This is a genomic window from Candidatus Desulforudis audaxviator MP104C, from assembly GCF_000018425.1.
Lineage (GTDB): Bacteria > Bacillota > Desulfotomaculia > Desulfotomaculales > Desulforudaceae > Desulforudis > Desulforudis audaxviator.
Window position 1 is genome coordinate 67,737 of sequence record NC_010424.1, and the last position, 14,124, is coordinate 81,860.

At 60.9% G+C, this 14,124-nt stretch carries 15 protein-coding genes; 13 read left to right on the plus strand and 2 right to left on the minus strand.

The window, feature by feature from the left end; translation table 11 throughout:
* Window positions 1–33: 33 nt before the first annotated feature.
* Window positions 34–924, minus strand: coding sequence for a selenium metabolism-associated LysR family transcriptional regulator (locus tag DAUD_RS00365; RefSeq protein WP_012301227.1), 891 nt, complete (start codon window positions 922–924; stop codon window positions 34–36).
* 116 nt (window positions 925–1,040) lie between these two features.
* Between DAUD_RS00365 and ilvA the strand changes: the two genes are divergently transcribed.
* From ilvA to yabQ, 13 genes are all read left to right on the plus strand, one after another.
* Window positions 1,041–2,117: a threonine ammonia-lyase gene (gene ilvA, locus DAUD_RS00370; RefSeq protein ID WP_012301228.1), complete on the plus strand. Its 1,077-nt coding sequence runs from the start codon at window positions 1,041–1,043 to the stop codon at window positions 2,115–2,117.
* 5 nt (window positions 2,118–2,122) lie between these two features.
* Window positions 2,123–2,389, plus strand: coding sequence for a septation regulator SpoVG (gene spoVG / locus DAUD_RS00375; RefSeq protein ID WP_012301229.1), 267 nt, complete (start codon window positions 2,123–2,125; stop codon window positions 2,387–2,389).
* Between the two features lie 218 nt (window positions 2,390–2,607).
* Window positions 2,608–4,008, plus strand: a complete 1,401-nt coding sequence (gene glmU, locus DAUD_RS00380; RefSeq protein ID WP_012301230.1) for a bifunctional UDP-N-acetylglucosamine diphosphorylase/glucosamine-1-phosphate N-acetyltransferase GlmU — start codon at window positions 2,608–2,610, stop codon at window positions 4,006–4,008.
* 23 nt (window positions 4,009–4,031) lie between these two features.
* On the plus strand, window positions 4,032–4,988 hold the full coding sequence (locus DAUD_RS00385; protein WP_012301231.1) for a ribose-phosphate diphosphokinase: 957 nt from the start codon (window positions 4,032–4,034) through the stop codon (window positions 4,986–4,988).
* 48 nt (window positions 4,989–5,036) lie between these two features.
* Window positions 5,037–5,672, plus strand: a complete 636-nt coding sequence (locus tag DAUD_RS00390) for a 50S ribosomal protein L25 (protein WP_012301232.1) — start codon at window positions 5,037–5,039, stop codon at window positions 5,670–5,672.
* Window positions 5,669–6,256 carry an aminoacyl-tRNA hydrolase gene (gene pth, locus DAUD_RS00395; RefSeq protein WP_012301233.1) on the plus strand — a complete coding sequence of 196 codons (588 nt, stop codon included), beginning with the start codon at window positions 5,669–5,671 and terminating at the stop codon, window positions 6,254–6,256. The genes DAUD_RS00390 and pth overlap by 4 nt, the downstream gene beginning before the upstream one ends.
* A gap of 221 nt (window positions 6,257–6,477) precedes the next feature.
* Complete coding sequence (gene mfd / locus DAUD_RS00400; RefSeq protein ID WP_012301234.1) at window positions 6,478–10,008, plus strand: transcription-repair coupling factor; 3,531 nt, start codon at window positions 6,478–6,480, stop codon at window positions 10,006–10,008.
* A 112-nt stretch (window positions 10,009–10,120) separates the two neighbouring features.
* The gene (spoVT, locus tag DAUD_RS00405) at window positions 10,121–10,681 is read left to right on the plus strand and encodes a stage V sporulation protein T (RefSeq protein WP_012301235.1); all 561 of its coding nucleotides are present in this window, start codon (window positions 10,121–10,123) and stop codon (window positions 10,679–10,681) included.
* 38 nt (window positions 10,682–10,719) lie between these two features.
* Window positions 10,720–12,183, plus strand: coding sequence for a bifunctional methyltransferase/pyrophosphohydrolase YabN (gene yabN, locus DAUD_RS00410; protein ID WP_012301236.1), 1,464 nt, complete (start codon window positions 10,720–10,722; stop codon window positions 12,181–12,183).
* 88 nt (window positions 12,184–12,271) lie between these two features.
* Window positions 12,272–12,547, plus strand: a complete 276-nt coding sequence (locus DAUD_RS00415; protein WP_012301237.1) for an HU family DNA-binding protein — start codon at window positions 12,272–12,274, stop codon at window positions 12,545–12,547.
* Window positions 12,548–12,556: 9 nt separating this feature from the next.
* Entirely contained in the window at window positions 12,557–12,823 is a 267-nt protein-coding gene (locus DAUD_RS00420) for an RNA-binding S4 domain-containing protein (RefSeq protein ID WP_012301238.1), read from the plus strand.
* A gap of 188 nt (window positions 12,824–13,011) precedes the next feature.
* Window positions 13,012–13,290, plus strand: coding sequence for a sporulation protein YabP (yabP, locus tag DAUD_RS00425; protein WP_041570696.1), 279 nt, complete (start codon window positions 13,012–13,014; stop codon window positions 13,288–13,290).
* A gap of 43 nt (window positions 13,291–13,333) precedes the next feature.
* Window positions 13,334–13,789: a spore cortex biosynthesis protein YabQ gene (gene yabQ / locus DAUD_RS11360; protein ID WP_012301240.1), complete on the plus strand. Its 456-nt coding sequence runs from the start codon at window positions 13,334–13,336 to the stop codon at window positions 13,787–13,789.
* On the opposite strand, the gene DAUD_RS00435 is transcribed toward yabQ, so the two are convergent.
* Complete coding sequence (locus DAUD_RS00435) at window positions 13,784–14,122, minus strand: hypothetical protein (protein WP_012301241.1); 339 nt, start codon at window positions 14,120–14,122, stop codon at window positions 13,784–13,786. The genes yabQ and DAUD_RS00435 overlap by 6 nt on opposite strands.
* Between the last annotated feature and the right edge of the window lie 2 nt (window positions 14,123–14,124).

The following is a 14,124-nucleotide window of genomic DNA, read 5'->3' on the forward strand; positions in this document are numbered from 1 at the left end:
AGGGTGTGATGGAATCTGGGGTTCCCGGCGATACTATGAACCTAATTTGATGAACGAGAGAAAAGCGTGGGTGGGTCTGGAGAGACTGCGGTCCCGGAGGTAGATGATGTATAGGCTGCGCGAGAAACGCAGGTCTTGCAGGGTGCGCATAACAATTCGGCCTTCAAGCGCGACTTTTTCCGCGGCCCAGCGGGAGACGAAGGAAATGCCCAGTCCGGCCTCCACGGCGGCCAGCACCGCCTCCGTGCTGCCGAACTCCCCGGCGATCTGCAGGCTGTCAAGCGGAATGTCGGCCGCGGCCAGTTTCTCCTCCACAATGCGGCGCGTGCCGGAGTCGTTTTCCCGCACGACCACCTTTTCACCGACCAGATCGTCGGTGACCAGTTCCTTTCGGAAAACCAGAGGGTGGTCCCGGGGCATAATGAGGACCACTTCGTCGCTGGAAAACTCGGTGCAGTTGATCTCAGGGCTGTCCACCGGGGCGCCGATAACCCCGACCTGGATGGCCTCCTCCTGGAGCCGGTTGATCACCTTGCCGGTATTGCTCACTTCCAGGGAAACATTCACCAAGGGGTACTCTTTCTTGAAATCACTAAGTATCCGGGGCAGGATGTAATGCCCGGGAATAGTGCTCGCCCCGATGCTCAAGCGGCCCTTGACCTCTTCGGAAAAGGACACGATTTCCTCTTTGGCCCGTTCCATGGTTGCGATGATCCGCCCGGCGAAATGGTACAGCACAATGCCGGCGTCGGTCAGTTCGACGCGCCGGCTGGTGCGGTTCACAAGCTTGGTGCCGTAATGAGCCTCCAGCAGGGAAATGTGCTTGCTCACCGCGGGTTGGGTCAGGCTCAAGGTCTTGGCGGCCCGTGAGAAGCTCTTGTGCTTGGCGACCATTACAAAGGTTTCGAGGTAGCTTAGATTCATGACATCCTCTCCGATTGACTAATTGTTATTAATTATATTATTTTTTGTTATTTTTGCAATAAATCATTTTATAGTCACAAGGGGAGAATGAACAATATCACCGGGGGAGGCAGGTCATGAATGAACGCTTGACGCTGGCCGATGTGCACGAAGCCAGGTACCGGCTGGCAGGGGTGATCAAGCCCACGCCCTTGGAATATTCGCGGACCATCAGCGAACTGCTGGGCAGCCAGGTCTTTTTCAAGATGGAGAACCTGCAGCGCACCGGTTCTTTTAAGATCCGGGGGGCGTACAACAAGCTTTTCCGCCTGCCCGATGCGTCCCGCGGGGTGGTGGCCGCCTCGGCCGGGAACCACGCCCAGGGTGTGGCGCTGGCGGCGGCCCGGCGGGGAGTCCCGGCTACCGTGGTGATGCCTTGCAACGCACCGCGCAACAAGATTTGCGCGACGGCCGGCTACGGGGCCCGGGTGGTTTTGGCCGGGCGGGACTACTGGGACGCTTGCCGGACCGCCGCCCGGATCGCCGAAGACTCCGGAGCGCTCCTGGTTCCCGCCTTTGAAGACCCTGACGTTATTGCCGGTCAGGGCACCATCGGGTTTGAGATTCTGGAACGCCTGCCCGATATTGATGCTGTGCTGGTGCCCATGGGCGGCGGGGGCCTGATCAGCGGGATCGGCCTGGTCATCAAGACTCTGAAGCCCGGCACCCGGGTCATCGGCGTGGCGGCCCGGGCCGCGCCCGCTCTGTTCCTGTCGCGCCGGGCGGGGGTATTGCGGGAGATACCGGTCTTACCCACCCTGGCCGACGGAATCGCGGTAAAAAGACCGGGGAAGCTGAACTTCCGGTACATCCAGGAGTTCGTGGACGATATCGTCCTGGTGGATGAACCGGAGATCGCACAGGCTATCCTGCTGATTTTGAGCCGCGCCAAGGTGGTGGTGGAAGGGGCGGGCGCAGTCGGATTGGCCGCCTTGCTTGCCGGGCGGGTGAACCTTCACGGCCGGAAACTGGCCGTGGTCCTTAGCGGGGGCAATATTGATGCGGCCGCCATCGCCGGCGTGGCGTTGAAGGGGAAAAAATTGCTAACCAGGCAGGATATCGGCGCTTGGCGCCGAAAAAAGGCCTCAGGATGTTTCCAGGCGCCGGGTTCGGGAACCCGGACGGGGTTTTCAGCCATATTTGGAAGGTGGTGAACAGTGTGGAGGTCACTGACGTCCGGATACGTAAAGTTTTGGACGGGGGTAAAATGAAGGCGATTGTGTCGGTCACCCTGGACGACGCTTTCGTGGTGCACGACATCAAAATCGTCGAGGGCCAGAACGGGTTGTTTGTCGCAATGCCCAGCCGCAGGACCCCCAACGGAGAGTTCCGTGACATCGCCCACCCAATTAACGCCTCCGCGCGCGCCCGGATCCAGAATGCAGTGCTGGAAGCCTATGAGCACCGGGATGCCGCGGAATTCTAAAACGCCCCCCCGGAACTGTGGTTGGGTCCATTTTTTTGGGAAAGGAATCACCTCGTTTTCGTTGAATAAATACCAAGCGTACTCCTTTTTTCATGAACCCGGACCGGCCTTTTTTATGGAACGGACCAAACCAGGGTTCGGGGGCCGGTTTGGTGGATTCCGGAGTGAACGCAAGACGTGGGCCACCGGTTCCCAGAATAGTCACGCAGGGGGTTTAGATGGATCTAGCGGCGGTCGTGCTGGCGGCCGGCAGAGGCACGAGAATGAAGTCGCGCCGCCCCAAGGTTCTCCACCGGGTGGCCGGTAGGCCTATGGTCGGGTATGTCATGGAGGCGGTGCGGGAAGCCGGTGCCAACCGGATCATCGTAGTCGCCGGTTACGGTCACGAGGAAGTCGCCGCCGTGGTCAATGAGCTGGGCGGCGAAGTGGTCGTTCAAGAGCCGCAATTGGGTACCGCCCACGCCGTTTTACAGGCCGAGGAAAAGCTCGCCGATCACCGGGGTCAAGTTCTGGTGGTCTGCGGGGACACCCCGCTTTTGCGCGGCGAAACTCTTTCCAAGCTGGCGGTCCGACACCGAGAAGCGGATGCGGCGGCCACCGTGCTCACCGCCTTTCTGGACGACCCCACCGGTTACGGGCGGGTCATTCGTGACGCCGCGGGGCGGTTTGTTCGGATCGTGGAGCAGTCGGACGGGACCCCGGAGGAATTGGCCGTCCGGGAAGTAAGCACCGGGGTTTTTTGCTTTGCGGCCGGCGGGCTGTTCGAATGCTTGCGCAGAATTTCCCCCGACAACCAGCAGGGGGAGTACTACCTGCCCGACGCTCTGATCGTTTATCTTAAAAACGGGCTTACGGTTTCGACCTGTCCAGTCGAGGACCCGGCCGAGATTTACGGCATCAACGACCGGCGCCAACTGGCGGAGGTTGAAAGGCTGATGCGGTCCGCCGTGCTCGACTACTGGATGGGCGAAGGCGTGACCGTGGTGGATCCGGCCTCAACTTATATCGACCGCGCAGCCCGGATCGGCAGGGACACGGTGATTCATCCTTCAAGCTTTATCGAGGGGGACAGCGTGATCGGCGAGGAGTGCGAAATCGGCCCGAACGCACGCCTCGTGCGGGCCCGCCTGGGTGACCGGGTGTCTGTGCAGTACGCCGTGGTACTGGATTCCACCATCGGCGAGCGTACGACGGTCGGTCCGTTCGCGTACATCCGCCCGGGCTGTGAGATCGGGGCCGGGGTTAAAATCGGTGACTTCGTGGAGATCAAGAAATCGGTGGTGGGGAACGAAAGCAAAATCCCCCACCTTTCTTATGTCGGCGACGCCGTAATTGGAGAAAAGGTCAACGTTGGCGCGGGAACGATCACCTGCAACTACGACGGCAAGAAGAAGTGGACAACGGTGATCGAAGACGGCGCTTTTATCGGCAGCAACACCAACCTGGTGGCACCGGTAACGGTCGGACGCGGGGCTTATGTCGGGGCCGGTTCCACCATCCGCCGGGACGTGCCCCCCGGCGCGCTCGGGGTGGCCAGGAGTGACCAGAAGAATATCCCGAACTGGGAGACCCGGATCAGGCATGAGAAAAAGGACAACCGGCAAAACAACGACAAGTGATGAAACCCAACGGAGGGATCGCAATGTTCTCGCGCCATAAGAAGCTGAAGATCTTCACCGGCAATGCCAATCCGGCCCTGGCGGCCGAGATCTGCCACTACCTCGGAGTGCCGCTGGGGGTTTCCCAGGTGTCCCGGTTCTCGGACGGCGAGATCCGGGTGTGCATTCAGGAGAACGTCCGGGGCGCGGACGTGTTTGTGATCCAACCCACCGGTCACCCGGTGAACGAAAACCTGATGGAACTCCTGGTGATGATCGACGCTCTGAAAAGGGCTTCAGCCCGCCGGATCACCGCGGTGATGCCTTATTATGGTTACGCGCGGCAGGACCGGAAGACCCGGGCGCGGGAACCGATCACCGCCAAACTGGTGGCCAACCTGTTGACGGCAAGCGGGGTGAACCGGGTAATCACCATGGACCTGCACGCCGGCCAGATACAGGGCTTTTTTGACATTCCGGTGGACCATCTGCCGGCCGGCCCGATCCTGGCCGAGTACCTGATCCGCCGGTACCTGGAGGACGTGGTGGTGGTTTCCCCGGACGTGGGCGGGGTGGTCCGCGCGCGGGACCTGGCCGAGCGCATCGGCGCACCCCTGGCGGTGATCGACAAACGGCGCCCGGAGCCGAACGTGGCCGAAATCATCCACGTGATCGGTCCGGTGCAGAACAAGACCGCCGTAATCCTGGACGATATCATCGACACGGCCGGGACCATTATGGAGGGTGGACATGCACTCCTGGAGTATGGGGCGAAGGCGGTCTACGTCTGCTGCACACACCCGATCCTTTCCGGCTCCGCGATCGACCGGCTGCGGGATTCGGTGATCGAGGAAGTAATCGTTACCAACACCATTCCGATCCCGCCCGAGAAAATGCTGCCCAAGATCAAGGTCTTATCCATCGCCCCCCTTCTGGGTGAAGCCATCATCAGGGTTCACGAAAACCTGTCGGTCAGCAAGCTGTTTGACACCCCGGTTTAGATGATGGAGTGCGGGACATAACTGTTTAGGAAGAGAGGACAATCGAACATGGCAGTTGTTGATTTGAAAGCCCGGCCCAGGGCAGGCCGGGGTAAGGGTTACCGGAACCGGCTAAAACAAAACGGCCTCATCCCGGCGGTGATTTACGGCAAAGAGGTCGGCAGCCTTTTGCTTGAGGTGGAAACCCGGGCCGTTCAGGACATATTGACCAAGACCGGGCGCAACGCGCTCATCCAGTTGAGGGTGGAGCCGGAAAAGGGGCGCGCCAAAAAGTACGACGCCATCATCAAAGACGTGCATATGCATCCGTACAAAAACGAGTTTTTTCACGTCGATTTCCACCAGATTTCTCTGAAAGACGAGTTGACCACCTCCGTCAACTTGAAGCTGACCGGAAGCGCTCCGGGGGTGACGGCCGGCGGCCGCCTGGAGCAATTGATCCGGCAGGTTGAAGTGAGCTGTCTGCCCCGGAATATCCCGGATCACATCGAGGTCGACGTCTCGGGACTCGGGATCGGGGACGCAATCCACGTGTCCGACCTGAAGGCACCCGAGGGCGTGAAGTTTGAAACCGACGGGGACGTGACCGTGGTCACCCTGATCGCGCCACACCGTGAGGAGGAGAAAGCCCCGGAAGAGACCGGGGAAGCTGCCCCGGCACCCACTCCCGAGACCGGGCAATGAAGCTGATCGTGGGTTTGGGGAACCCCGGGGCCAAATACCGGTTTACCCGCCATAACGCCGGTTTCATGGTGGTGGACCGGCTCGCCGGCGCCGCGGGCACAACGGTGAACCGCAGGCGCTGTTTTTCTCTCGTTGGCGAAGGTCGCCTGAACGGGGTCCGGGTGGTGCTGGCGAAGCCCCAGACTTACATGAACTTGAGCGGCTTGGCGGTTTCTGCCCTGTGCCGCCACTACCGATTGGAATTGGCGGACTTGTTGGTGATCTGCGACGACCTCGACCTGGAATTCGGCCGGATCCGGCTGCGGCCCAAGGGCGGCTCCGGCGGCCACCGCGGTCTGGCGTCCATCATTGCCGCCCTGGGCAGTTCTGATTTCCCGCGCGTGCGCATAGGCATTGGGAAGGCGGAGGATGCTTCTGCCCATGTACTGGGCGAGTTTGCGCCCGAGGACCAGTCAGGGCTCGAAGAGATCCTGAGCACGGCGGCCCTGGCAGCGGCGTGTGCGTGCCGGGAAGGGTTGGATGAGGCCATGAGCCGTTTCAACAGCTGGCGGCTGATGTCTGCAAACGGCACCGCCGAAGTATAACGCCTTTCCGCCCGTATTTCACCCCACGTCGATACAAACGTCCCGGTAACGCCGAAACCGAAAAAGGGGTCAGGCCCCTTTTTTCGGGACACCTTTGTTGGGATCGTGAAAGTGAGGCAAGGAAAAAAAGGGGCCTGACCCCTTTTTCGGGTGGACGCATGTAGTACACCTGTTGTTTAATGGGTATACTAGCCTCGGCTTTTGATTTTTGGGAGTGAAGAATGCAGGGGTTAACAGAATTCCTAAGGGAGACCCCCGCCCTGAAAACCGCGGTCTCGGGTCTGGCGCGTTATAAACGCCAGCACGTGCTCGGGGTCGGTGGGGGCCATCAGGCGCTGGTATGTGCGGCTCTGGCCCGTGATCCAGCACCACTTTTGATCATCACCCCCGGCGAGCGGGAGGCGGCCGCCCTGGCGGACGACCTGGTCACCCTGCTCCCGGGCCGGGGGATTTTCGTGTTTTCAGCTTGGGAACTACTACCAGTGCAGGTGCTTGCTTACAGCCGGGAGATCGGGGTGCGCCGGATGCGGGTGCTGGAGGCATTGATCACCGGTACCAACCCGGTCGTAATCGCGCCGGTGGACGCCCTGGCACGCCTCCTGCCGCCGTCCGGCGTGCTCCGCGAGCGGATATTTGTTCTGGAGGGCGGTCAGTCCTGGACGATGGGCGCACTGCGGGGCCGGCTTTTGTCCATGGGCTATGAGGCGGTGTCCCAGGTCGACACGGCCGGACAGTTCAGTATCCGCGGGGGGATTGCCGACCTTTTCCCCTACACGGCCCGCTATCCGATACGGGTTGAGTTTTTCGGGGACGAAATCGCCTCCCTGCGCACTTTCGACCCGGAAACCCAGCGCTCCCGCGCCGCCACCGATCGGGTGACCGTGGCGCCGGCAACGGAGTTGGTGGTGGAGGACGACGCCTGGGAAGCGGGGATCGAGACCCTGACACGTGAGTACCGGGAGCAACTGGACCGGCTGGAAAAGCAGGGCGACACCGAAGGAGCGCGCCGGCTCCGGGAATGGGTGGAGGAAATCCTGCCGCATCTGGACGCCAGGAGCCACACCCCGGGCATTGAGGACCTGCTGGCCTATTTTTACCCGCAAGCGGCAACCCTGATGGATTACCTCGGCCCCGCCGGGGTTGTGGCGGTGACCGAACCGGACCGGGTCGCCGAGGTGGCGGAGAGTTTCGCGCAGCACCGTGCCCACGGCTACGCCGTTCTACTGGAGCAGGGGCGGTTGTTGCCCGGCCAGTTCCGGTTGTACCTGGACCGGGAGCAGTTGTTTGCGGCGCTGGCCCCTTTCCGGACCGTATACCTTTCGTTGTTCGGCCGGGTCGGGGCTTTCTCCCGCTCGGATCGGGAAATCCGGTTCGAGGTGCGGGAATTGCCCGGAAATCTGGGCCGCACCGGGGCTGTCCTTGGTGAAATCCGCCGGCGGCAGGTTGCCGGGCAGCGGGTGGTCCTTCTGGTAGGTACCGGCGAGCGTGCCCGGCGTTTATTAAACAGCCTGCGCCAAAGCGGGCTGGCCGCGTTTCAGGCCTATGAACTGGGCCAGGTACAGCCCGGTCAGGTAGCCGTGGGCGTCGGGCGCCTAAACAAAGGCTTCGAGATCGCCGAAAGTCAACTGGCCGTCCTGACCGAAAGGGAAATCTACGGCAAGCAACTCCAGGACCGGCGGGAACCATACCGGCTGCGGCGGCGGACCCTGGATGAACTGAATTTGGCCCCCGGCGATTTCGTGGTGCACGTCAATCACGGCATCGGCCGCTATCACGGGATTGTGCTCCTGGAGATCGGAGAAGTGAAGCGGGAGTACCTCCTGATAAACTACCTGGGGGAGGACAAGCTTTACGTCCCGACCGACCAACTAGGTCTGGTGCAGAAATACATCGGCGCAGAGGGGGAAACGCCCCGGTGCTCAAGGCTGGGAGGCAGCGAATGGGCCCGGTCCAAGAAACGGGTGCGCGAGGCGGTCCGGGAAATGGCCCAGGAGTTGTTGAAGCTCTACGCCGCCCGGCAGTCCTTGCCGGGTTACCGCTTCCCGGCCGATAACCCCTGGCAGCGGGAATTCGAACTGGCCTTCCCCTTCGAGGAAACCCCGGACCAGTTGAAGGCCATCATGCAGGTCAAAAAGGATATGGAGCGTCCCCGCCCGATGGACCGACTGCTCTGCGGCGATGTCGGGTACGGCAAGACGGAAGTGGCCATGCGGGCCGTCTTCAAGGCGGTGACGGACGGTAAACAAGCCGCCGTGCTGGTGCCGACCACGGTGCTTGCCCAGCAGCACTTGCAGACCTTCCGGGAACGTTTCAACGGGTACCCGGTGGTGATCGAGATGTTGAGCCGATTCCGGTCGGTCCGGGAGCAAAAGCAGGTTCTGGCCGACCTGGCCGCGGGCAAGGTGGACATCGTGATCGGCACCCACCGGCTGGTGCAGGACGACGTGCAGTTCGCCGATCTGGGGCTGATCGTGGTCGACGAAGAGCAGCGCTTCGGCGTGCTGCACAAGGAAAAACTGAAATTGAGACACCCGAACGTCGACGTAATCACCCTGACGGCGACCCCCATCCCCAGGACCCTGTACATGTCCCTGGTGGGGATTCGCGACACCAGCCTCCTGGAAACGCCGCCCCTGGACCGCTTTCCGGTTCAGACCTTTGTGGTCGAGGAGGACCCGGTGCTGATCCGGGAGGCGGTGGGCCGGGAGTTGGCCCGGGGCGGCCAGGTGTATTTCGTGCACAACCGCGTTTTTGAACTGGACCGGGTTGCCGGCTGGTTGCAGGAACTGGTTCCCGAGGCGCGGATTGCGGTGGCGCACGGCCAGATGCGGGAAGACCAGCTGGAACAAGTGATGCTGGATTTCGTGGCCGGCGCTTACGACGTCCTGGTCTGCACCACGATTATCGAAACCGGCCTGGACATCACCAATGTAAATACTCTGGTCGTAAAAGAAGCGGACCAACTGGGCCTGGCCCAACTGTACCAGCTCCGGGGGCGGGTGGGCCGTTCAAACCGCCTGGCCTACGCCTATTTCACCTTCCGGCGGGACCGGCTGCTGGGGGAAGCGGCCGAGAAGCGGCTGCGGGCGATCCGGGATTTCACCGACTTCGGTTCCGGTTTCCGGCTGGCGAAGCGGGACCTGGAAATCCGGGGCGCCGGGAACCTGTTGGGCACCGAGCAGCACGGGAATATTTCCGTGGTTGGTTTTGAGATGTACTGCCGGCTGCTGGAAGAAAGCGTGCGGGAACTGAAAGGCGAGGCGCCGCCGGAGGAATTCGAAACGGTGGTCGAGGTGCCGGTGACTGCGTTCCTGCCCGATGACTACATCCCCGATCCCGAGCAAAAAGTGCAGTTTTACCACCTGCTGGCCCGCGTGCAGCAGGTGGAAGACGTTGACCACGTTGCGGAGGAGTTGCGGGACCGGTTCGGCAGCCCGCCGGCTCCGGTGGAGAACTTGCTGGCCATCGCCCGGATCCGGGCGATGGCCAAGGGTTTCAGGATCAAAAGCATCAACGGTCAGGGACGCTCCTGCCGGTTTATCCTGGGGGAGGCCCACCCGCTGGACGGGAGCACTCTGGTAGCCGTTTCCGAGCACTATCCGGGGCGGCTCCGCTTTAAGGAAGAAGAGAGCGGTTTTGAAATTTGGCTGAAGTTGGAATCACCGGGAGATGGTCCGCGCGTGATCCGTGAAATTGAGAGTTTTCTTGCCAAAATTAGTCAGAAGCCGCAAGCCCAGATTTCTCAAGGCTGAGCGGCTCTTGAAACGGTTCATTTCCTTGGAAAAATATGAATAAATCTCAAATCGGCGTTGTATACTATTTTCAGTAACGCGCAACCCTGTAGAAAAGGAGGGACGGAGTTCAATGAAGGCAACCGGCATTGTCCGCCGCATTGACGATTTGGGAAGGGTGGTTATCCCGAAAGAAATCAGACGGACCTTAAGGATCCGAGAAGGAGACCCTCTAGAGATTTTTGTGGACCGTGACGGCGAAGTCATCCTAAAGAAATATTCCCCGATCGGGGAGCTCGGTGATTTCGCCAAGGAATATGCCGATTCTTTGTATGAGGCAACCGGCCACATCGCCTGCATCGCGGACCGTGACACCATTATCGCCGTTTCCGGCGCACCCAAGAAAGAGTTTCTCAACAAACCGGTCGGTCCGGCCGTGGAAAAGGTGATGGAGGACCGCAAACCCGTCATCATCAACGCGCCCGGCGACGAGGCGCTTTGCAAGGAATGTCTGGCGGGTGAAAACGGCGAATGCAAGTACACCGCCGAGGTGATCGCGCCGATCATCTCCGAAGGGGACCCGATCGGGGCGGTGATGTTGATTTCCAGGGAACCCGGAGCGAAGATGGGCCAGTTGGAGTTAAAACTTTCCGAAACGGCAGCAGGATTCCTGGCGAAACAAATGGAACAATAATGGCCGAAAGGCCATTTTTTTTTGCCTCGGGGGTAATCATGGCGACTGGCGTGTTTATTGCCGGATTGGGGCCGGGGGCCGTCTCGGATGTTCCGGCGGGTCTGGTGGGGGAGTTGGCCCGTTGCGACCGGGTATTTCTGCGCACCGCCCGGCACCCAGTGGTGCCCTGGCTTCTGGAGCAGGGTCTCCGGTTTGAAGCCTTTGACCGGTACTACGAGGACGGTGACACGTTCGAGGCAGTGTACCGGAGAATCGCCGCGACGGTGATCGACGCGGCGCGGCGGGAGACGGTGGCTTACGCCGTACCCGGGCATCCTCTGGTGGCTGAGGAGGCGACCCGCTTGATTCTGGATGGAGCCCGGCGGGCCGGACTTGAAACCCGGGTGCGGCCGGCCTTGAGTTTTCTGGACGCTCTGTTCGCGGCCTTGCGCCTGGACCCGGCCGGGGGGCTTTTGATTGTGGATGCCTTGCAGCCGGCGCTTTTTGAGCCGGTACAGGCCAAGGGAGTGGTGCTGGTCCAGGTTCACGACCGGATGGTGGCCGGTGAGGCCAAAATCCACCTGATGGCCTACTATGCGGACGAACAACCTGTGATGGTCGTCCGGGCGGCCGGCGTCCCCGGACTGGAACGGATCGAGGAAGTCCCGCTTTATGCCCTGGACCGCCTGGACTGGGTGGACCACCTGACCTCCGTGTACATCCCGCCCGTTGCTCAATTCCGCCGGACCTACGACTTGACCCCCCTGGTGGGCATCATGGCCACACTCCGCGGCAAGGACGGTTGCCCCTGGGACCGGGAACAGACCCACCACTCCATCGGGCGTTACCTGATTGAGGAAGCATATGAGGTTCTGGACGCCATAGAACGGGAAAACGTGCATAGTCTCTGTGAAGAATTGGGAGACTTATTGTTGCAGATCGTTTTCCACGCCCAGATGGCCAGAGAAGAGGCAAGTTTCGACATGAACGACGTAGTCCGGACGGTATGCGACAAGATGGTCCACCGTCACCCCCACGTGTTCGGCCGGGAAAAAGTGCGGGATGCGGATGAGGTGCTGACCAACTGGGAAAGGCTTAAACGCAAGGAGAAGCAAGACGCCGGTGAGTCTTGCCTGGCGGGGGTTCCCCGGAGATTGCCGGCACTGCTCCGGGCCGACCGCGTGCAAGAGAAAGCCTCCCGCCTGGGGTTTGACTGGCCGGATCACCACGGGGCGCTGGCCAAGCTGGAAGAAGAACTGGGCGAGTTTCGGGAAGCGCTGGACGCCGGGGACCGGGACCGGATCATTGAGGAACTTGGGGACCTTCTGTTTGCTACGGTAAACGTGTCCCGCCTGATTAAAGTCGATGCGGAGGAATGCCTGCGCCATACGGTGGACAAGTTCGCCCGCCGCTTTGCGCAAATCGAGGAAAGATGCCGGGTGTCGGGGCGGAAACCAGACCAGGTCTCGCTTTCGGAGATGGATGACTGGTGGGAGGAAGCAAAAAAGTTGGAGAAATCCTAGGAAAACTTTGCTGGCGGGCAGGAAAAGCTGCAAAGTAAAAGAATAGTAGAGAACCAATAACCCTAAAAACTTGAAGGAGGGCATCGCCGTGAACAAGGCTGAACTCATTTCGAGTGTCGCCGAAAAAACGAACCTGACCAAGAAGGATGCCGAAAAAGCGCTTTCCGCAATGCTTGAAAGCATTAGGGAGGCCCTTTCCGCCGGGGACAAGGTTCAGCTTGTCGGGTTCGGCACTTTTGAGACCCGGGAGAGAGCGGCTCGTAAGGGGAGAAATCCTCAGACCGGCGAGGAGATCGACATCGCGGCCACGAAGGTTCCGGTTTTCAAGGCCGGAAAGGAGTTGCGGGAGTCGGTCGGCAAGTAAAGGAGACCCGTGCGGCTAGACAAGTTCCTGAAGGTGTCACGCCTGATCAAGCGCCGTGCCCTGGCCAAAGAAGTGTGCGACCAGGGGTTGGTTACCGTGAACGGGCGGCTTGCCAAGGCCGGGACCCCGGTGAACCCGGGAGATATTGTGCGGGTGCAATTGGGTTCCCGTAATCTTTATTTTGAGGTCCTGAGGCTGGATGAGCACGTGCCGGCCGGATCGGCGGCTGATTTATACCGTCCACTCGACAATGGGAAAGTAAGTGGGCCGGGGTGACAACCTCTAGTTTGGTGTTGCCTGTTGAGGTTTAAGGAAGGGTTGAGTCAAGGCCCTTCCTTAGATTATTTATTGTGTCGGCCGCCGATAAACGGCGGCCTGCCTTTTTAGCATATCATCCCCGGGACGGGGCATATCCATTAGGTATCAATACACACTTGCGCCAACAACCGGAGGGGGGGCGGGATGTGAACGAGGAAGCCAGGCACCGGATCGAAGTAGGGCAGCGCAAGGAGACCAGGGTCGATGGGGTGCGGCACGTGGAGAGTTTTACCGAGCAAGAAATCTCGGTCGACACCAATATGGGTCTTCTTGTGCTCGCCGGAGAAGGTCTGAATATCACCCAGCTCGATCTGGAAGCGGGGAAGCTCCAGGTGGAGGGCTATATCAACAGCATCGAGTATAAGGAGGCTGGATACCGGAAAGCCCGCCGCGGCAAGAAGCTTCTGGGCCGCATTCTGAAATAGCGCAGGAGCGCTGTTTGCCCGCGGGATGAAGGGGGGTCCGGCCTTGTCTCTGGAGACCCAGTTCGCCGTCTTTCTCTTATCAATCGTGATCGGGACGGGAGCCGCCTTTCTTTTTGATTTCTACCGGGTGGCCAGACTGAGCTTGAGGCTCGGCCGGTGGGGTACCGGTGTGGGCGACCTGCTCGCCTGGATGGTGCTGACGGTGGTGGTTTTCGGCCTCCTACTGCCGGCCAACTGGGGCGAGGTGCGCTGGTACATCCTGTTGGGGCTGGGCGCGGGGGCGCTCCTGTACCACCGCAGCCTTTCCCGGTTCGGTGCGGCCTGTTGGGAGCGCTTCATCCGTTTTGCCGACCGGCTGATCCGGGTTCTGGCCAGCCCTTTCCTGTTTGCCTGGCGAACGGCGGTTGCCGTGTTCCGGATCGCGGCCCGGTCCCTCGACGGGATACGCGTGCGCCTCCGCCGCCGTCTTCCTCCACCTCCCGAGGACCAGCAGCTATAAGCTGGGGAAGGCTTGAATGCGGGAACCAACCAGGGCTCCGACGAGAGCGGCCAGAATCAACGGGACCCAGAGATTGAAAACGCCCGTAATGTCCGGAGCTGTTTGCTGGTAGGCGGCCACCAGGTCCACCGCCAGACCGCCCACGGCCGGAACCAGACCCAGGAGCAGTTTTTTCCGGGGGGAAAGTTGGGCCACCAGGAACCCCATCAACGACGCGAACAACAGCAGCACCGGCATTGTGTGCCCCCGCTCCGCGGTGATGTAGAGCAGCGCGGTGGCGAAAGCCAGGAATATCAGCAGTTGCGGCCAGGGGATGTTCTTCTTGCGTCGCATGG